This window comes from Aliivibrio salmonicida LFI1238, from assembly GCF_000196495.1.
Lineage (GTDB): Bacteria > Pseudomonadota > Gammaproteobacteria > Enterobacterales > Vibrionaceae > Aliivibrio > Aliivibrio salmonicida.
In genome coordinates this window covers 480775-500625 of sequence record NC_011312.1, presented here as the reverse complement: position 1 = coordinate 500625, position 19851 = coordinate 480775, and the positions used below count along the sequence as shown (strand labels likewise).

Annotated in this window: 9 protein-coding genes, 3 tRNA genes, 2 rRNA genes, 3 pseudogenes and 1 riboswitch; of the genes and pseudogenes, 6 read left to right on the top strand and 11 right to left on the bottom strand. The window is 39.3% G+C overall.

Annotated elements, in window-relative coordinates; translation table 11 throughout:
* Window positions 1–23 precede the first annotated feature (23 nt).
* Window positions 24–1781: a PglL family O-oligosaccharyltransferase gene (locus tag VSAL_RS02550; RefSeq protein ID WP_012549265.1), complete on the top strand. Its 1758-nt coding sequence runs from the start codon at window positions 24–26 to the stop codon at window positions 1779–1781.
* Window positions 1782–1829: 48 nt separating this feature from the next.
* On the opposite strand, the gene VSAL_RS02545 is transcribed toward VSAL_RS02550, so the two are convergent.
* A complete protein-coding gene (locus VSAL_RS02545; RefSeq protein WP_012549264.1) occupies window positions 1830–2939 on the bottom strand; it encodes a pyridoxal-phosphate-dependent aminotransferase family protein in 1110 nt (369 codons plus the stop codon).
* 213 nt (window positions 2940–3152) lie between these two features.
* A riboswitch (Lysine riboswitch) is annotated at window positions 3153–3327 on the top strand.
* A 67-nt stretch (window positions 3328–3394) separates the two neighbouring features.
* Here VSAL_RS02545 and lysC point away from each other — a divergent pair.
* The 3 genes and pseudogenes from lysC to VSAL_RS22655 all read left to right on the top strand — a co-directional run.
* Window positions 3395–4399, top strand: a pseudogene (lysC, locus tag VSAL_RS02540) (lysine-sensitive aspartokinase 3); the annotation flags it as partial.
* A 96-nt stretch (window positions 4400–4495) separates the two neighbouring features.
* Window positions 4496–5377: an IS982-like element ISVsa6 family transposase gene (locus VSAL_RS02535; RefSeq protein WP_012548944.1), complete on the top strand. Its 882-nt coding sequence runs from the start codon at window positions 4496–4498 to the stop codon at window positions 5375–5377.
* Window positions 5378–5394: 17 nt separating this feature from the next.
* A pseudogene (locus tag VSAL_RS22655) lies at window positions 5395–5751 on the top strand (ACT domain-containing protein); the annotation flags it as partial.
* A 68-nt stretch (window positions 5752–5819) separates the two neighbouring features.
* Here VSAL_RS22655 and metH read toward each other — a convergent pair.
* A complete protein-coding gene (gene metH, locus VSAL_RS02530; protein ID WP_044583175.1) occupies window positions 5820–9488 on the bottom strand; it encodes a methionine synthase in 3669 nt (1222 codons plus the stop codon).
* Between the two features lie 192 nt (window positions 9489–9680).
* Between metH and VSAL_RS02525 the strand changes: the two genes are divergently transcribed.
* Window positions 9681–10958 (top strand): cation:proton antiporter, encoded by a 1278-nt coding sequence (locus tag VSAL_RS02525; protein ID WP_012549262.1) that lies wholly within the window; start codon window positions 9681–9683, stop codon window positions 10956–10958.
* Between the two features lie 274 nt (window positions 10959–11232).
* On the opposite strand, the gene VSAL_RS02520 is transcribed toward VSAL_RS02525, so the two are convergent.
* Window positions 11233–12410, bottom strand: a protein-coding gene (locus VSAL_RS02520) for an IS3-like element ISVsa11 family transposase (protein WP_085941782.1) whose coding sequence is annotated in 2 segments (ribosomal slippage) — window positions 11233–12152 and window positions 12152–12410 — 1179 coding nt in all. Because the reading frame shifts where the segments join, the coding sequence is not laid out codon by codon here.
* Window positions 12411–12468: 58 nt separating this feature from the next.
* On the opposite strand from VSAL_RS02520, the pseudogene VSAL_RS02510 reads away from it, so the two are divergent.
* Window positions 12469–13602: pseudogene (locus VSAL_RS02510) on the top strand (IS4 family transposase); the annotation flags it as partial.
* A gap of 74 nt (window positions 13603–13676) precedes the next feature.
* Here the strand turns inward: VSAL_RS02510 and VSAL_RS02505 are convergent.
* The 8 genes from VSAL_RS02505 to VSAL_RS02470 all read right to left on the bottom strand — a co-directional run bounded on the left by VSAL_RS02505 (window position 13677) and on the right by VSAL_RS02470 (window position 19820).
* The gene (locus tag VSAL_RS02505) at window positions 13677–15164 is read right to left on the bottom strand and encodes an IS66-like element ISVsa2 family transposase (protein ID WP_012549088.1); all 1488 of its coding nucleotides are present in this window, start codon (window positions 15162–15164) and stop codon (window positions 13677–13679) included.
* Between the two features lie 71 nt (window positions 15165–15235).
* Window positions 15236–15583 carry an IS66 family insertion sequence element accessory protein TnpB gene (gene tnpB / locus VSAL_RS02500; protein ID WP_012548924.1) on the bottom strand — a complete coding sequence of 116 codons (348 nt, stop codon included), beginning with the start codon at window positions 15581–15583 and terminating at the stop codon, window positions 15236–15238.
* Window positions 15580–15891 carry an IS66 family insertion sequence element accessory protein TnpA gene (gene tnpA / locus VSAL_RS02495; protein WP_012549149.1) on the bottom strand — a complete coding sequence of 104 codons (312 nt, stop codon included), beginning with the start codon at window positions 15889–15891 and terminating at the stop codon, window positions 15580–15582. The genes tnpB and tnpA overlap by 4 nt, the downstream gene beginning before the upstream one ends.
* A gap of 192 nt (window positions 15892–16083) precedes the next feature.
* Window positions 16084–16160, bottom strand: a tRNA-Asp gene (locus VSAL_RS02490).
* A gap of 97 nt (window positions 16161–16257) precedes the next feature.
* Window positions 16258–16373 (bottom strand): 5S ribosomal RNA (gene rrf, locus VSAL_RS02485).
* Window positions 16374–16468: 95 nt separating this feature from the next.
* Window positions 16469–19359: ribosomal RNA gene (locus VSAL_RS02480) — 23S ribosomal RNA — on the bottom strand.
* A gap of 269 nt (window positions 19360–19628) precedes the next feature.
* Window positions 19629–19704: transfer RNA gene (locus tag VSAL_RS02475), tRNA-Ala, on the bottom strand.
* Window positions 19705–19743: 39 nt separating this feature from the next.
* Window positions 19744–19820: transfer RNA gene (locus VSAL_RS02470), tRNA-Ile, on the bottom strand.
* Between the last annotated feature and the right edge of the window lie 31 nt (window positions 19821–19851).

The following is a 19851-nucleotide window of genomic DNA, read 5'->3' as shown; positions in this document are numbered from 1 at the left end:
TATTACAGGGATTAATTGAAAAAATGGCAACCTTACTTACTCAGGGAACTCAACTCGAAGCAAGAAAAATAAAAAAACCACTTACTAAATCTTTTCTCGTTAGCCTCAGTATTCTATTTTTTGTTTGTGCTCACTTTTTCCAACCAAATCCAGGTGGATCAGGTCTCCATTTAGCCTTTAATGCTGCCTCTTGGATCCCTGCAAGTATTGCCATTGCCATTGCCTTCTATCATATAGCGAAACAAGGGCTAATTAAGTATTCAACATTAACAATCGTTTTGTTTTTCTCAGCAGTTCTACTTTCTGTACCTTTAATCTATCAAGACTCCTCTCCATTATTAGCCGCTGGAAAATTTTTTGGATTATGGGCTGGCTGGCTTTTCTTTCTCACCTTACAACAATTTGCATTTTCTAATAAACAAAAGCAATGGCTTCTATGGTGCATCATTGGTTCTGTATTGATTGAAGCTATTTTTGGCTATATTCAATATCTATTTCTAGAATCAGGGAATTCGTTTGGTTATAACGTAATTTCAAACCGCCCTTATGGTATTTTTCAGCAACCAAATGTAATGGCAAGCTTTTTAGTTACCGGGCTTGCCATAGCCTCGTATTTTTTGGCAAGACAACCAATTAAATACCGAGAGAACCCTGTCGCCCTTACGCTTTTATATATAACAATAATCCTAACCTTACCGCTAATTATTGTTTTAGCTTCACGAACGGGTTGGATTGCTGCGGTATTTAGCCTTCTATTGTTAATCCCATACATGTGGAAATATTGCACAAAAAAACGATTTTCCTCGTGGGTTCTTGCTTTAATTATGGGCGTTAGTGGCAGTTTTGTTATCTTACATTTTTCACAAAATGATGATTTCAATAATATTTCATTATTAAGTAAAAAAGCAGATTTAGAAAGTCCAAGAAGATACACATTCCCCCAAGCACTGGATATGTTTTTAGAGAAACCAATTACTGGCTATGGGAATTTTGAAGCCGCTTACATTCTTTATACGGCCAAACAGCACCAAATATCTGCCGATTATAAATCGGGATTACCATCAATGGACCATCCTCATAATGAGGTCCTCTACTGGGGAGTAGAAGGCGGCATTCTTGCTATATTTGGATTATTATTAGCCGCTGGTGGGGTGTTACTAAAAATTAGAAAAAGTAAATTAGATACACAATTTGCATTGCTTGCTCTAATCAGTCCTATCTTTATTCACAGCCAATTAGAATACCCTTTTTACCATTCTATGCTTCACTGGTTTACCTTCATTATCCTTCTCTTTTGGATAGACCAGCTTAGCTGTAAGTATAAAAAATACCGCATTACTGGAGTCAGCAAAATATCGTTACGAGTAAGTTCTCTTGTTCTTCCTATTATCACTGCTTTTTATATGCTTTCAACATTACACACGAACTGGATTTTAACCAAATTTGAAACAACAAAACCAATGAATCCAGAAATATTAAATCAAGTCAGTAATCCTGTCGTATGGGAAGATAGATTTAATTGGGATGTATTATCAGCACAATTATCCATTGGCGTCATCAATAAAAGACCCGATTTAATCATACCTTACATTACTTGGTCCAAAGAGCTTATAAAAAATAAACCTAGACCAGCATTTTATCAAAACCTAATCATCGCTTATCAAGCTTTAGAGCAAGAAGCAAACGCGGAAGACATAAGAAGAGAAGCCGTATTCTTATTTCCGAATAACAATTTCGAAACCGTTCAACTTGACCAAAAGTTACGTCAAATCAGAAAGTAATGATAAAACGCCGTTGAATTTATCAACGGCGTTTTATCATCATGTTATTTATAATACGTCAGATAACGCTTTTAAACAAAGAGACACGTTTTCTTTACGTGCCGCATACCCCATCAATCCAATGCGCCAAGCTTTACCCGCTAAATCCCCTAATCCTGCGCCAATTTCTAAATTATATTCTTCTAATAATACTTTTCGAACTAAAGCATCATCAGTACCATCAGGAATATAGACCGCATTTAGCTGTGGTAATCGGTATTTCTCATCAACAATAAATGAAACACCTAAACTTTCTAGTCCACGCTTAAGTTCTTGGTGAAAATGATCATGTCTCTTCCATGCATTCTCTAGCCCCTCATTTTTAAGCATTAATAATGATTCATGCAATGCATATAGACTGTTTACTGGTGCGGTATGATGATAGCTTCTTTTGCCTTCTCCACTCCAGTAACCCAATACTAGGCTTTGGTCTAAAAACCAACTTTGTACCGGTTCTTTTCTTGACTTCATTTTCTCAACCGCTTTATTTGAAAACGTCACCGGAGAAAGACCAGGTATACAAGATAAGCATTTTTGAGATCCTGAATAAACCGCATCTAATAACCATTCATCTACGAATAAAGGAACCCCACCCAACGATGTTACTGCGTCTACAATAGTTAAACAGTTGTATTTCTGTGCCAATTCAGAGATAGACTTCGCATCACTTAATACACCTGTTGATGTCTCTGCGTGCACAAATGCGATAACATTAATCTCAGGATCTTTAATCAATGCTTCTTCTACTTTTGCTAACGATACAGGAGTTCCCCATTCATCATCAATAACGATCGCAATTCCACCGCAACGCTCTACATTCTGTCGCATTCGCTCACCAAAAACACCATTACGGCAAACAAGTACTTTTTCGCCTCTCTCTACAAGATTAACAAAACACGTTTCCATTCCTGCACTGCCTGGCGCTGACACCGCGATAGTAAATTCATTTTTTGTTTGAAATGCGTATTTTAATAACTCTTTTACTTCATCCATCATTTTAATAAACAATGGGTCTAAATGACCAATAGTAGGGCGACTCAATGCTTGTAATACCTGGGGAGAAACATCAGATGGACCAGGTCCCATAAGGGTTCTTTGTGGTGGAATAAAACTTTGCATGACTCGCTCCTTGAATAGTAAGTGTTCAAATAATAAACATAAAAATAATTAAACTCAATTAGACAAACTAATTAGAGTGACTTAACTGCCTAAAACAACACTAAATAGTTAAATTTTACTTAGAAGGTAAGAAAGACAAAAAAAACGTTACTATCAATTGACATTTGATTCATAAAAAAGCACATTAATGAAACGTATTTCGTACTTTTAGAAATATAAAGAAGAGGAGCATTACCTAGGTAGCTTAATTTGTGGAGCCCAAACTCCAAAACAAATAAGTGAGGGAGAGTTATGCCGAGATAAACTACCCTTGGGAGTCGTTTATCGATCGTATTGGCTGAATCCTTACGATTGTCACTTAAATATTAAGTGAAGAGCTTCTAGCAATAACCTTTTATATTGCTGTCGTTTCTTCATATTTATTTCCACATTGGATGTAGTCGGGAGACAGGATAGTGAACCCTATAAATGTTGCTAAATTTGGTGGCACTAGCGTTGCTAATTTTGAAGCAATGAGCCGTAGTGCCCATGTAATAGAACAAAACAAAAATACTCACTTAGTTGTTATTAGCGCCTGCTCAGGGGTCACAAACCTGTTAGTTGAATTAGCTAACGGTGTTGAAAATACTCAACGGAAAAAAAATATTCTTAATGAATTAAAAGATATTCACTTCTCTGTATTAGATCAATTAGCTGATCCTGTTTATCCAGAACAAGCTATTCTTGAAATCTTAGATGATATAGAAAAAGCCGCTGATTCAGCCTCATTCCAAATAAGTGATAAATTAACCGATCACCTTGTTTCTTGCGGTGAGCTAATGTCTACTCACCTATTTACTCAATTGTTAATTGAGCGAGGCAATTCAGCCGTTCGTTTTGATATAAGAACCGTTCTTCGTACTGACTCAACATTTGGTAAAGGCGAACCTCAATTAGACTATATTTCTCATCTAGCTCAAGAAAAACTAGCTCCTTTATGCCAAAAACACATCGTCGTTACTCAAGGATTTATTGGTGCGGATTGTGACGGAAATACAACAACATTAGGCAGAGGCGGTAGTGATTATAGTGCAGCCTTGATCGCAGAATCAGTAAGAGCTTGCGGTTTAGAAATTTGGACTGATGTCCCTGGTATTTATACGACAGATCCTCGCATCGCTCCCAAAGCTTCCCCTATTCCAGAAATCAGCTTTAGTGAAGCATCAGAAATGGCAAACTATGGTGCGAAAATTCTACATCCTTCAACTTTACTTCCTGCATTGCGTCATCAAATCCCAGTGTTTGTTGGCTCATCTAAAGAGCCAGAAAAAGGCGGTACATGGATCAAACAAAAGGTAAATAGCTCTCCATTATTTCGAGCATTAACATTACGTTGCAATCAAACCATGGTGACGTTACATAGCCCAAGTATGTTTCATGCTTATGGATTTTTAGCTGAAGTATTTAAAATTTTAGCTAAATAACCTGAATTCTGGATAAGGCTGAACTAATTGCCCACCTAACGATCAGATCTTTCGACCAAGAATTATTTGAACGTATTTTAAAAGGTGGGCAAGATGAATAAATTAGTTGATATATTTTGTGATGTCGATGATTTTTGTTATCAATTCTTATCTCAATGGGAAAAATACCTTGTTGAGGCTAGTGAGAGAAAAAGAAAACGTCAGTCAGTAATGTCTACTAGTGAATGTATGACTATTGTCATCGCTTTTCATCAATCAAATCATAGAGATTTCAAGAACTTCTATATCGGGTTAGTTCATCAATATTGGAAAGGATACTTTCCAAATTTACTTAGCTACACTCGATTTGTGAGCAAAATGCCTAGCCTAATCGCCCCAATGTGTGCCTATTTTCAATCTATCAAAGGTAAGCCGACTGGCATTGCTTTTGTTGACTCCACGAGTCTTAAAGTATGCCATAACATTCGAATTCCTCGCCATAAAGTCTTTGATGGTGTTGCGAAAAGAGGAAAAGGTACCATGGGATGGTTTTTCGGCTTCAAACTTCATTTATTGATTAACCATCTTGGAGAAATTATTTCGCTGAAAATCACAGCTGGCAATGTAAATGATAGGACTCCTGTACCTGATTTATGCAAAGAACTCTCGGGGAAATTGTACGCTGATAAAGGGTACATAGGTAAAAAGTTGAGTGAGAGCTTAAAGAACTCTGATGTCGATTTAGTGACTACCTCGCGAAAAAACATGAAAGCAAAAGAGATAAGTGCTTTTGATAAGGCTATGTTATCAAAGAGATACATTATCGAAACGATAAATGACCAATTGAAGAATATCTCTCAAATTGAACATAGCCGTCATCGTAGCGTGACTGGTTTCATGCTAAATGTAATTTCAGGCGTTGTGGCTTATTGTTTAAAAAAACAAAAGCCACGAATTAAGCTATCAGAATGTGAATTTGAACTAATCCTCGCTTAAAGCATGTTTTATCCAGAATTCAGGTTAAATACCAAATATCGGTAGATTTAATTACCACATCAGAGGTCAGTGTTGCATTAACTTTAGATCAAACGAACACTAACGGTAAAGCTCCTGAACTACCGTTAGAGGCACAAAGAGAGCTCGAAGAACTTTGCACTGTAGAAGTTGAAAACAATCTATGCTTAGTCGCTTTAATTGGTAATAAGATGAGTAACTCTAAAGGTTCTGCAAAGCAAGTTTTTGGTACATTAGAAGAATTTAATTTACGTATGATTTGTTACGGTGCTAGCCCGCATAATTTATGCTTTTTATTAAGTGACTCTGAAGCAAAAAAAGCAGTGGAAGTACTTCATAAAGAACTCTTCGAATAAATATTAACGTAATAAAAATACCCATTAACATTCGCTAATGGGCATTTATTTTAAGTCATAATTAAGGTTTAATTTAAGTTAGGTCCTAACCATTTCTCTGCTTCTAACATATCCCAGCCTTTTCGTTCAGCGTAACTTTCAGCTTGATCTTTCTGTATTTGTGCAATAGCAAAATAACGAGAATCAGGATGAGAAAAATACATTCCAGATACTGAAGCGCCAGGCCACATTGCATAGCTCGATGTTAATGACATGCCAATTGATTCTTCAATCTTCATTAATTCCCAAAGAGCCCCTTTTTCAGTATGTTCAGGACATGCAGGATATCCAGGAGCAGGCCTAATACCTTGATATTTTTCTCGGATCAACTCATCATTAGCCAGGTTTTCGTCCGTAGCATAACCCCAAATTTCTTTACGTACTTTTTCATGTAAATATTCAGCAAAACCTTCCGCTAAACGATCAGCAATAGCTTGGATCATAATTGCGTTATAATCATCACCATTCGCTTTATATGCATCCGCTAAATCACGTTCACCGATTCCACCAGTAACCGCAAAACCACCAATCCAATCTTTCTTCCCACTTTCTTTTGGTGCTATATAATCAGATAGGCAGTAATTAAACCCTTTTGGTTTTGCCGTTTGTTGACGCAAATTATGCAGTACTTTTACGACTGTTGTTCGAGATTCATCGCTATACACTTCGATATCATCACCAATACCTGCCGCAGGAAATAATGCACACATACCACGGGCTTTTAATAACCCTTCAGTGTCTACACGGTCTAAAAGATCATTAGCGTCTTTATATAAGCGTTTCGCTTCTTCGCCAACTTCATCATGCTCTAAAATCGCAGGGTATTTCCCCATTAAAGACCAAGTCATAAAGAATGGTGTCCAATCGATATATTTACGTAATGTTGCTATATCAACATCATCTATAATATGTACGCCTGGTTTCATTGGCGTTGGTGGAGTATAACTAACCCAATCGATATCAACTTTATTAGCTCGTGCCCTTTCTAATGTAATAGGTTTTGTACGTGGTATTTTTCTATTATGCTGATCTCGCACTCGGTCATAATCTAAATCTAACTTTTCAATAAATGCAGGTTTTAATTCATTAGAAAGAAGTGATGTACATACGCCTACGGCACGTGAGGCATTATTCACATAAACAACCGGCTGTGAGTAATTTTGTTCTATTTTAACGGCAGTGTGCGCTTTCGATGTCGTTGCCCCACCGATCAAAAGAGGCACAGTAAATCCTTGTCGTTCCATCTCTTTAGCAACATGCACCATCTCATCAAGAGAAGGGGTGATCAAACCAGATAAACCAATAATATCGACGTTTTCTTCTTTAGCTACTTTAAGAATTTTTTCACATGACACCATGACACCAAGGTCAATAATTTCATAATTATTACATTGAAGTACGACACCTACGATATTCTTTCCAATATCATGAACGTCACCTTTAACTGTCGCTAATAAGATTTTCCCATTTGTAGAACCTACGTCTTTTGTTGCATTTATAAAGGGTTCTAAATGAGCAACCGCTTGCTTCATTACACGAGCTGATTTTACTACTTGTGGAAGGAACATCTTTCCTTCACCAAACAAATCACCAACCACGTTCATCCCATCCATTAATGGACCTTCAATCACATGAATTGGGCGTTCAGAATTAACACGAGCTTCTTCTGTATCATCGACAATAAAGTCAGTAATACCTTTAACTAAAGAATGCTCTAAACGCTTTTCTACCGTCCAAGTACGCCATTCTAGTGCTGATTTATCTTCAACTTTACCCACCGCTTTTTCTAAATAAGCAGTAGCAATATCCAGCAAACGTTCTGTGGAATCATCTCTTCGATTTAAGACTACATCTTCAACCGCCTCTCGTAATTCTTCAGGTACGTTATCGTAAATTTCCAGCTGACCAGCATTTACTATTCCCATATCCATACCATGTTTAAAACAGTGGTATAAAAATACAGCCTGAATTGCCTCTCTAACGTAATTATTTCCACGGAATGAGAATGACACATTAGAAACACCACCTGAGATCATCGCATGAGGTAATGTTCTTTTAATATCGGCAACGGCTTCTATGAAATCGACAGCATAATTATTATGCTCATCAATACCAGTCGCAATAGCAAAGATATTTGGATCAAAAATGATATCTTCAGGTGGGAAACCAACTTCATTAACTAAAATATTATAAGCGTTGGTGCATATCTCGATCTTTCGTTCACGAGTATCCGCTTGCCCTTTCTCATCAAAGGCCATCACAATAACTGCCGCACCGTAACGGCGAACCAACTTAGCTTGTTCTACAAATTTTTCTTTACCTTCTTTCAGTGAAATAGAGTTAACGATACCTTTACCCTGAATACACTTTAAGCCAGCCTCGATAACTTCCCATTTAGAGGAATCGACCATCACTGGAACTTTCGATATTTCAGGCTCAGATGCACATAGATTAAGGAAGCGAACCATACAGGCTTCTGATTCCAACATTCCTTCATCCATATTTATATCGATAATTTGTGCGCCATTTTCAACTTGTTCACGGGCAACACTTAACGCTTCATCGTATAACTCTTCTTTAATCAAACGTTTAAAACGAGCAGAACCCGTTACGTTAGTTCTTTCACCAACATTTACAAACAAAGACTCTTTAGAAATGGTTAGAGGCTCTAAACCAGACAAACGACAAGCAACAGGAATATCAGGTAAAACGCGAGGCTTCACACCTTCAACTGCCGCAGCCATTTGACGAATATGTTCTGGCGTTGTACCACAACAACCCCCGATTAAATTTAAGAAGCCGCTTCGAGCCCATTCAGCTACGTGCTCTGCCATCTCTTCAGGAGAAAGATCATATTCACCAAACGCATTAGGTAAGCCAGCATTTGGGTGAGCCGAAACACTGCATTCAGAAATTCGAGATAATTCTCCAACATATTCACGCAACTCGTCAGGGCCTAAAGCACAATTAAGACCAAATGAGATTGGTTTTACATGACGGAGTGCATTATAGAAAGCTTCTGTAGTTTGACCTGATAATGTACGGCCAGAGGCGTCCGTGATAGTTCCCGAGATCATAACGGGTAATGTAATTCCCATTTCTTCAAAAACAGATTCAACGGCAAATGAACAGGCCTTCGCATTCAAGGTATCAAAAATAGTTTCGATAAGAATTAAATCAGATCCACCTTTAATAAGAGCGCGAGTAGATTCAGAATATGCTTTAACTAATCCATCAAATGTGACATTACGAAAACCCGGGTCATTAACATCAGGTGAAAGCGTACAGGTTCTATTTGTTGGTCCTAGAACACCCGCAACATAACGGGGTTTATGAGGTGTTTTGAGAGTCCATTCATCGGCTGCTTTTCTAGCTAATTTTGCAGCTTCAAAGTTAATTTCTGCACTTAGGCTTTCCATATCATAGTCAGCCATTGCAATCGTCGTTGCATTAAAAGTGTTTGTTTCAAGAATATCGGCCCCTGCTTCTAAATAGGCCAAATGAATATCACGAATTACACTAGGGTTTGACAAGACTAATAGATCATTATTTCCTTTTAGATCACAATGCCAATCAATGAATCTTTCTCCACGGTAATCATTTTCTTCAAATTTATATTCTTGAATCATGGTACCCATACCACCATCAATCAATAAAATTCGTTCTAAAAGCTGTTTTTCGATTTGATTTTTTATCATGCTTCCTGCCACGGTACTGCCTCATCCATAAACTTTCTTTTTACAATCCTATCACACATCGAATAGAAATCTAGACGTCTAAAATGGATTTATTTTAACAAAATAGAAATAATATTTGATATTTATCAAATTACGCGGAAAATGATATAAGTCATAGTTTGTTACATAAAATACATAATTAGAGGTTTAGTAATGTCCGTCTACAATACGCTCTGTTTTCTTGCTGCTGGAGCAATGTTAATTGCATTCTTCAATAGTAAAATAGGAAAAATGCAAACCACGATTGCCATTACCGCAGGATCAATAATGTTATCTCTTGCGATAATAATTGCGGGCCACAATGGTTGGTTCCACTTAAGAGAAATAGCAACTGAAACATTAACTGAAATAAATTTTGAAGATTTCTTGTTGAAAGGAATATTAGGCTTCTTGCTGTTTGCTGGTGGTTTAGGGATCAAACTCCCACATATGAAAGATCAAAAATGGGAAATAACTGTGTTAGCTCTCGGGGCTACATTATTCTCAACTTTCTTTATAGGTTTTGCTCTGTGGTTTATCTGCGGATTCATAGGTATTAATTTTGACCTTATCTATTGTTTGTTATTTGGCGCTCTTATATCACCAACAGATCCAATAGCTGTTTTAGCTATTGTAAAAAAAATGAATGCTCCACAACGTATTTCAACCCAAATCGAAGGAGAATCTCTTTTTAATGACGGTTTCGGATTAGTTATATTCGTAACTTTATTTACGATTGCTTTCGGTAATGAAACCCCTACGATAGGGAGTGTTACTTCGTTATTCTTCCAAGAAGCCATTGGTGGCATAATTTATGGTTTTGTTTTAGGTCTAGTATTCCATTACCTAATAAGTTCCACGAACGACCATTCGATGGAATTATTATTAACCATTGGTATTCCGACTGCTGGCTACGCTTTAGCTGATGTGATACATGTATCAGGCCCATTATCAATGGTTGTTGCCGGAATAATGATCGGAAACTGGACTCGTTTCATTGGTTTTTCAAAAGAAAGTGAAGAACACTTAGACCATTTTTGGGAATTAGTAGACGAATTTTTAAATGGCGTTTTATTCTTATTAATAGGTATGTCTATGCTGTTATTCAAATTCCACCAAGAAGATTGGATTTTAATGGCTATATCTATACCGTTAGTATTAACTAGTCGATATTTAAGTGTTTATGTTTCTTATATCGGATTTAAGAGATTTAGAACTTACAATCCATTATCCGTTAAGATCTTAACTTGGGGAGGTTTACGTGGTGGTTTAGCATTAGCGATGGCACTTGCTATTCCATCTGGAATTATGGTTATTCCCGACAAAAACATTGATGTAAGAGAGATTATTCTTGTAATGACTTATTCTGTCGTTGTTTTCTCTATTTTAGTTCAAGGGTCAACTATTACTAACATGATCGAAAAAGCAAAATTATTAGAAAAAAATAAGTAATAACATTCGAAGCATAGGCTACCCTATGCTTCGAAATTTATGACACATCCTATGATATACATATCAAAAAACAATTCAAACACCTACTTTTAATACATTTAACAATAAATATCACACTCAGTACTCGTCTATTCTCAAGGACTTAATATGAGGATTGGACTATATCCACGATATTAAAATTCAGTTAACAACTGATTTAAACTATAGATAATAGTCTTAATTAAGGTTGTGTCTGGAAAGATAAATAACACCTTCAACAAGGAAATTGAAGTGGTCAAGTAAAACTGGCCACGGCTTTAGAGTTTAACCAGAAGATCCGTTCTGATTCATTAGGTGTTAGTCCTCCGTTATATTGATGCGGCCTGACTGTACTGTAATAACTTGTAATGTAATTAATTATATTTATTTTTGCTTCCACAACATTACGATATCCGACTTTCGATATCCACTCACTTTTTAAGCTTCGAAAGAAGCGCTCCATTGGACTATTATCCCAGCAGTTTCCTCTACGAGATAAACTTTGGTCTATTTGATACCGCCATAATAATTGCCTAAATTGTCGGCTAGTATAATGACAACCTTGATCTGAATGAAACATCACATTTTTCGGTCTTCCTCTTGATTCAAAGGCCATGCTCAATGCTTTACCTGTCAATGTACTATCAGGTGATAATGACATCGCCCATCCAATCGGTTTACGAGAGAATAAATCCATTACGATGGCTAAATAAGCCCATCGAGAGCCTATCCAAATATAAGTTACATCACCACACCAAACTTTGTTTGGTGCAGTAGCTGCAAATTTTCGGTTAAGTTTGTTTGGTATCTCAATGTGCTCTTTCACTTCATTATTGTATTTATGCTTTGGTATTTGGCAACTGACTATCTCTAATTCTTTCATTAACTTAGATGCACGATAGCGACTCAGTTTAATCCCTTTGTTTGTCAGAATATCGGCAATGCTTCTTGCCCCGGCGGAGCCATTCCTTGCAGTATGCGCAGCTCGAACCTCACTCCGTAATATGACCTGCTCTGCGATCATCTCCTTAAGGTGCTCTCGCCAATATTTATAACTACTTCGATGGATATCGAATACTTTACAAATAATGCTAATACTATAGCTCTGCTTGAGTTTTTCGATTAATGCGAATTGTTCAAGGAGTCTGACATCAACAGAGCCGTAGCCTTTTTTAGTATTGAATTATGCTCTTCTAAACGAGCTAATTTCTTTTTCAATTCCCGAATTTCAATTTGCTCTGGAGTTATGGGGGATTCTTTGGGAGATTTTCCTAATCGTTCATTTTTTAGTTGTCGAACCCATTTATCCATTGTTGATTTACCGACATTCATTGCTTTAGCTACTTCAGCGACAGAGTGATTTTGGTCAAGAACCAGCTGAGCTGCTTCTAGTTTAAATTCAGTGCTAAATAATCGTCTTATACGTTTAGTCATAATGCTACCTGTTAACCTATGAGGTGATGATATCACCTCTAACTAGGTGGCCAAATTTACTATGCCACTTCATAAGCTTTCTCTTGAATCAATGGTGTGGCTATCTATAACAACAAATCAATGAAAGACCTCGTTAATCAACTCGATATTGTTGATCGAACAGGTAAAGCCTATGTTGCTCCAAGTGCTCTTATTCAGCGTAGAAAAACACTTGGCGAAGCAGTCATTAAATCCGTCTTTGAGCGAGTGCCAATCTCTCTCAATGGAATGAACTCACCTTATTAGCTATTGATGGTATCGTATGGAGAACTCCTGATAACCAGAAAAATGAAGAGGCTTTCTCTCGTCAAATAAGGAACACAAGAATGGTTTGCCAAATGGAACTAAGCAGTCATCTTATTACAGCAAGCGCTTTCGATAATTACAATACCAATGAAATGATATTGGCAGAGAAATTAATAGATAGTACTCCCGACCATAGCGTAACCATGTTCGATAAGGGGTTCTTTCACTAGGATTACTACATAAATGGCAGACGACAGGCTCGGAGCGCCACTAGCTTATTCCCCTTAAAAAGAATACTCAATATGAAATAATTCGATCGTTAGGTCGTAATGACAAACTTGTTCTTCTTCGAAGTAACCCAAGAGCTGTCATCGTTTCTGATTTACCAGAAACGATGACAGCTCGTCTTATAACTCTAAAAATTAAAGGTAAAGATTATCAAGTTCTGACTTCAATGACTGACCCATTACGTTCCCCATTAAAAGATATAGTCGGTCTTTATGAGCATCGCTGGGAAATAGAATTGGGTTATCGAGAGCAGAAACAATACATGTTAGGAAATCGCTTAACACTACGAAGCCGTCTACCTGAATTAGTGAAACAAGAACTATGGGGTATATTGTTGACTTATAATTTAATTCGGTACCAAATGGTAGAGCTTTGTTTTAATTTAAAAGGAAATTATCTACCTTATCAGTTAAGTTTTAATGGGAAACTTGCTCATGTATCTGCGTTATTAGTTGGTGTAACATACTCAACGCCAGGAGCAATTCCTCAACAATTAAAACGCTTTCATCAGATAGCTGAAAGCTTAATACTTGAGAGGCGGAGGAAAAGAACATTCCCTCGAATGGTCAAGCCAAGACCACAACGATATGCTAGAAATAAGAATGCCGCTCACCCTTAAGTGAACGGCATTACATATTAACCTCTGTTTTTATTTAAATAAGTCAAACCGTTTCAACGTAAGCGTGCGGGGAACTACACCTTGTCTTTTACATTCCAAGGTAAAAGTGAATCGATATCTGGCGATCCAACACATAAACGATCTAGACAATACCTAATATAATCGTAAGGGATTAATCCGTTTGCCTTTGCTGTTTCTACAATGCTGTAAAGCATTGCACTTGAATCTGCACCAGCCGTTGAACCCGAAAATAACCAGTTTTTCCGGCCGATAACAAACGGTTTAACCGCTCGCTCTGCTCGATTGTTATCAATAGATAACAATCCATCATCAATATAACGAACTAATTTATCCCATTGATTTAATGTATAGCTAATCGCCTCACCTAATTTTGTTTTAGGTGATACTCGACTAACTGCGCTATCAAGCCAATCACGGAGCTCTTTAAGTAAATCGCGGGCTTCTGTCTGCCTAGCAACATACTTGGCTTCAGGGGAAGCCTCTTTTAATAACGATTCGATCCGGTATAGCTTTTGGATTTTACTCAATACCCAATCTGCACTCCCTGTTTTCCCTTTTACTTGAACACGTTGAGCCTCAATAAATCGTCGACGTGCGTGTGCCCAACAGCCAACTAACATCGCTTCAGTTTGTTCATAACCTTGGTAACCATCGGTATGTAAATACCCGTTATAACCTTTTAAAAAGTTAACTGGATGGTAGCCATGCCTGCTAGATTGATAATCATAAAGTACAATTCCAGGCAAAACACCAGAGCCTGGAGAATCATAGCCAGAGCAGTAGACCCACATATAACATTTTGCTTTTTCAACATCCAACACATTTACCGTTGTTTCATCACAATGCAGAGTGGGTTGTTCAAGCAAAATACGATGTAACTCGTTATTAAGAGGGGTAAATAGTACCGAGCATTTTATTAACCAATCCGCCATCGTTCGCCGTCCAATAATGATACCCCATTGCTGAAATAACGTTTCTTGACGATAAAGTGGAAGACTGTATTGAAATTTAGCCGTAATAATTTGAGCAAGTAAACTTGCGGTCGCAATCCCTTTAGGGATTGGTGACGCTGGCATTGGGGCTTGTTTAATGTCTACTGAAGTATTGTTTTTTTCACAATTTCGGCAAGCATATTTAGGACGAACATGTTGAATAACTTCCACTTTAGCTGGTACAAATTCCAACTTTTCACTGATGTCTTTACCCATCGCATGCATCTCTAGACCGCAACACTTACAAGTTTTATCTTTTATGTCGTGGATAATAACAGTACGCGGTAAGTCTTCAGGTAAGCGTTGGCGTTTTGGCTTTTGACGAGTGTAGGTAATCGTTTGTGTGTCATCATTTTCAATGATGATTTCTTCTTCTGTTTCATTGAATAAATCAAATTGAGTCGAGTCAGATTCACTGCTTTTACCAAAGCGCTGATGTTGAGCCAGTCGAAATTGCTCTAGAAGACGGTTATATTTATTTTCAAGCTGAAGCACAAGTGCTTTCAGCTCGTCAATGGTATCAGGAAGTGGTTTTATTTTATCAGTCATGTAGATGACTATATAACGATAATACAGGTAATCAATCGGTTGCCTCCTATTCTTGACTGAGAATCAACTATTTAAAGGGTTGTTTGATAATGTACCGGTTGATGTCCTAAGATATCAAAACCTTGTAATAGCAGTGTCAGTTGCTGCTCTGATAATGCTAACGTATCGTTATTTATATTTCGTGGCCATTTGAAGCGGTCTTCATCTAATCGCTTGTACCATAAAGCGAATCCTGTTTTATCCCAATACAATATTTTGAGTTTATCACGAGGCTTATTGCAAAATATAAATAGAGCATCACTAAACGGTGATAGTTGCATTTCTTGCTCAACAATCACGACAAGGCCATTAATGGCCTTGCGAAAATCGACAAAATCACGATGAAGATAAATGGTGGAAACATCAGTAAATACATTCATGATTGATACCCTTTTAATAAGAGTCCTATCCAGTGAGGTTCAGTAGCTGGCAATGTTAATCGCAATTTTCCGATAGAAAGTTGAATATCTGGTAATTGTGGAGTGGCGATGATAGTTGATGTTAACGCTTCTACTTTCAAGAAAGTAGAAGCGTTAATCTTTTGTTTCCATCGTGCTTTACGTGCACTAAATGTCTTTGGCAGAATATTATGGTTACGACAAAATTCAGCGGCACTAAGCTTGCTAGATTGCTGAGATTCAAATAGAGCGTGCCATTGCTCTGGTGTTCTCTTTTTATCTTTTTGCATAATTACGTTCTCGTTAAATGAAAGATCGTAAGATACGCATAATGAATTTTATTTGTTAGGTGTAGTTCCCCGCACGCTTACGTTTCAACAAATCAAGAACTAATCTATAGATTAAATACATCAATAATATTAAAACCGTCTTATTACAGATGTAAAAAAGCCCTAATCGTAAGATTAGGGCTTTTTAAATAGTGGCGGAGTGGACGGGACTCGAACCCGCGACCCCCGGCGTGACAGGCCGGTATTCTAACCAACTGAACTACCACTCCGCAGTGTCTATTCAGCATTATGCTATTACTTAAATAAAACGTGTCAGCGTTTTATTCTTTGTCTTCATCTTCTAAAAAAGATAAAAACTTAATTCAAGCCTGGCGATGTCCTACTCTCACATGGGGAGACCCCACACTACCATCGGCGCTATTACGTTTCACTTCTGAGTTCGGCATGGGATCAGGTGGGTCCATAACGCTATGGTCGCCAAGCAAATTCTTTAATTCGGAAAGCTGTATTGTGTTCTTAATCACATTCAATCTGTTTCTTGCTATCTTAAATCCGTTCAAAACCCCTTGGGTGTTGTATGGTTAAGCCTCACGGGCAATTAGTACAGGTTAGCTCAATGCCTCGCAGCACTTACACACCCTGCCTATCAACGTCGTAGTCTTCAACAACCCTTTAGGATACTTAAAGTATCAGGGATGACTCATCTCAAGGCTCGCTTCACGCTTAGATGCTTTCAGCGTTTATCGATCCCGAACTTAGCTACCGGGCAATGCTACTGGCGTAACAACCCGAACACCAGAGGTTCGTCCACTCCGGTCCTCTCGTACTAGGAGCAGCCCCTTTCAATCATCCAACGCCCACGGCAGATAGGGACCGAACTGTCTCACGACGTTCTAAACCCAGCTCGCGTACCACTTTAAATGGCGAACAGCCATACCCTTGGGACCGACTTCAGCCCCAGGATGTGATGAGCCGACATCGAGGTGCCAAACACCGCCGTCGATATGAACTCTTGGGCGGTATCAGCCTGTTATCCCCGGAGTACCTTTTATCCGTTGAGCGATGGCCCTTCCATTCAGAACCACCGGATCACTATGACCTGCTTTCGCACCTGCTCGAATTGTCATTCTCGCAGTCAAGCGGGCTTATGCCATTGCACTAACCACACGATGTCCAACCGTGTTTAGCCCACCTTCGTGCTCCTCCGTTACTCTTTGGGAGGAGACCGCCCCAGTCAAACTACCCACCAGGCACTGTCCGCAACCCCGATAAGGGGCCAACGTTAGAACATCAAGCATACAAGGGTGGTATTTCAAGATTGCCTCCACAAATACTAGCGTACTTGCTTCAAAGGCTCCCACCTATCCTACACATGTAGGGTCAATGTTCAGTGCCAAGCTGTAGTAAAGGTTCACGGGGTCTTTCCGTCTAGCCGCGGGTACACTGCATCTTCACAGCGATTTCAATTTCACTGAGTCTCGGGTGGAGACAGCGTGGCCATCATTACGCCATTCGTGCAGGTCGGAACTTACCCGACAAGGAATTTCGCTACCTTAGGACCGTTATAGTTACGGCCGCCGTTTACTTGGGCTTCGATCAAGAGCTTCGACCGAAGTCTAACCCCATCAATTAACCTTCAAGCACCGGGCAGGCGTCACACCGTATACGTCATCTTACGATTTAGCACAGTGCTATGTTTTTAATAAACAGTTGCAGCCACCTGGTATCTGCGACTCCCGGCAGCTTAGAGAGCAAGTCTCATCACCGCTAGGAGCGTACCTTCTCCCGAAGTTACGGTACCATTTTGCCTAGTTCCTTCACCCGAGTTCTCTCAAGCGCCTTAGTATTCTCTACTCGACCACCTGTGTCGGTTTGGGGTACGATTTCTTATAACCTGAAGCTTAGAGGCTTTTCCTGGAAGCATGGCATCAATAGCTTCACACCCGTAGGTGCTCGACATCGTGTCTCAGCCTAACAAGAGTCCGGATTTACCTAAACTCCTAGCCTACGCACTAAAACTTGGACGACCGTCGCCAAGCCTACCTAGCCTTCTCCGTCCCCCCCATCGCAATATAAGAAGTACGGGAATATTAACCCGTTTCCCATGGACTACGCCTTTCGGCCTCGCCTTAGGGGTCGACTTACCCTGCCCCGATTAACGTTGGACAGGAACCCTTGGTCTTCCGGCGAGGGGGTTTTTCACCCCCTTTATCGTTACTCATGTCAGCATTCGCACTTCTGATACCTCCAGCATGCCTTACAGCACACCTTCAACGGCTTACAGAACGCTCCCCTACCCAGCACAATAAATTGGACTGCCGCAGCTTCGGTGTATAGCTTAGCCCCGTTACATCTTCCGCGCAGGCCGACTCGACCAGTGAGCTATTACGCTTTCTTTAAATGATGGCTGCTTCTAAGCCAACATCCTGGCTGTCTGAGCCTTCCCACATCGTTTCCCACTTAGCTATAACTTTGGGACCTTAGCTGGCGGTCTGGGTTGTTTCCCTCTTCACGACGGACGTTAGCACCCGCCGTGTGTCTCCCGGATATTACTTACTGGTATTCGGAGTTTGCAAAGGGTTGGTAAGTCGGGATGACCCCCTAGCCTTAACAGTGCTCTACCCCCAGTAGTATTCGTCCGAGGCTCTACCTAAATAGATTTCGGGGAGAACCAGCTATCTCCAAGTTTGATTGGCCTTTCACCCCTAGCCACAAGTCATCCGCTAATTTTTCAACATTAGTCGGTTCGGTCCTCCAGTTGATGTTACTCAACCTTCAACCTGCCCATGGCTAGATCACTTGGTTTCGGGTCTATATCCAGAGACTGAACGCCCAGTTAAGACTCGGTTTCCCTACGGCTCCCCTAAACGGTTAACCTTGCCACTGAATATAAGTCGCTGACCCATTATACAAAAGGTACGCAGTCACATAACAAGTATGCTCCTACTGCTTGTACGTACACGGTTTCAGGTTCTATTTCACTCCCCTCACAGGGGTTCTTTTCGCCTTTCCCTCACGGTACTGGTTCACTATCGGTCAGTCAGTAGTATTTAGCCTTGGAGGATGGTCCCCCCATATTCAGACAGGATATCACGTGTCCCGCCTTACTCGTTTTCACTGATGATGAGATGTCGGTTACAGGGCTATCACCTTGTATCGCGCCACTTTCCAGAGGCTTCACCTGTCTCATTAACAACTTAAGGGCTAACCCAATTTCGCTCGCCGCTACTTTCGGGATCTCGGTTGATTTCTCTTCCTCGGGGTACTTAGATGTTTCAGTTCTCCCGGTTTGCTTCGCTGCGCTATGTATTCACGCAGCGATACTAGCTTATGCTAGTGGGTTTCCCCATTCAGAAATCCCAGACTCAAAAGGTTTTTACTACCTAATCTGGGCTTATCGCAAGTTAATACGTCTTTCATCGCCTCTGACTGCCAAGGCATCCACCGTGTACGCTTAGTCACTTAACCATACAACCCCAAGAGGTTTCGTATGGCATAAACAACCAAGGTTGAACTCTTCATTGAGAGTTCTGGTTTTTCGCCGGATTCAAAATACAAGAACACTTGAATGTGTTTTTAATTTGTTTATCTAAAGATAAACAAAAGATATTAAGAACTTTTAAATTTTGATTTATCTAACTCGTAAGTTAGTTAAATCAGTCAGCTTTCCAAATTGTTAAAGAGCAATGTTTCTTTCGAAACCATTTTTAAAGACTCTCAAAGAGAATACTTAAAGATGGTGGAGCTATGCGGGATCGAACCGCAGACCTCCTGCGTGCAAGGCAGGCGCTCTCCCAGCTGAGCTATAGCCCCAAAATATAATGTTATCACCAATACTTACTGGAAAAGTATTGGTGGGTCTGAGTGGATTTGAACCACCGACCTCACCCTTATCAGGGGTGCGCTCTAACCAACTGAGCTACAGACCCAACATTATGTCTCTTTTACTTTTTTAACCTA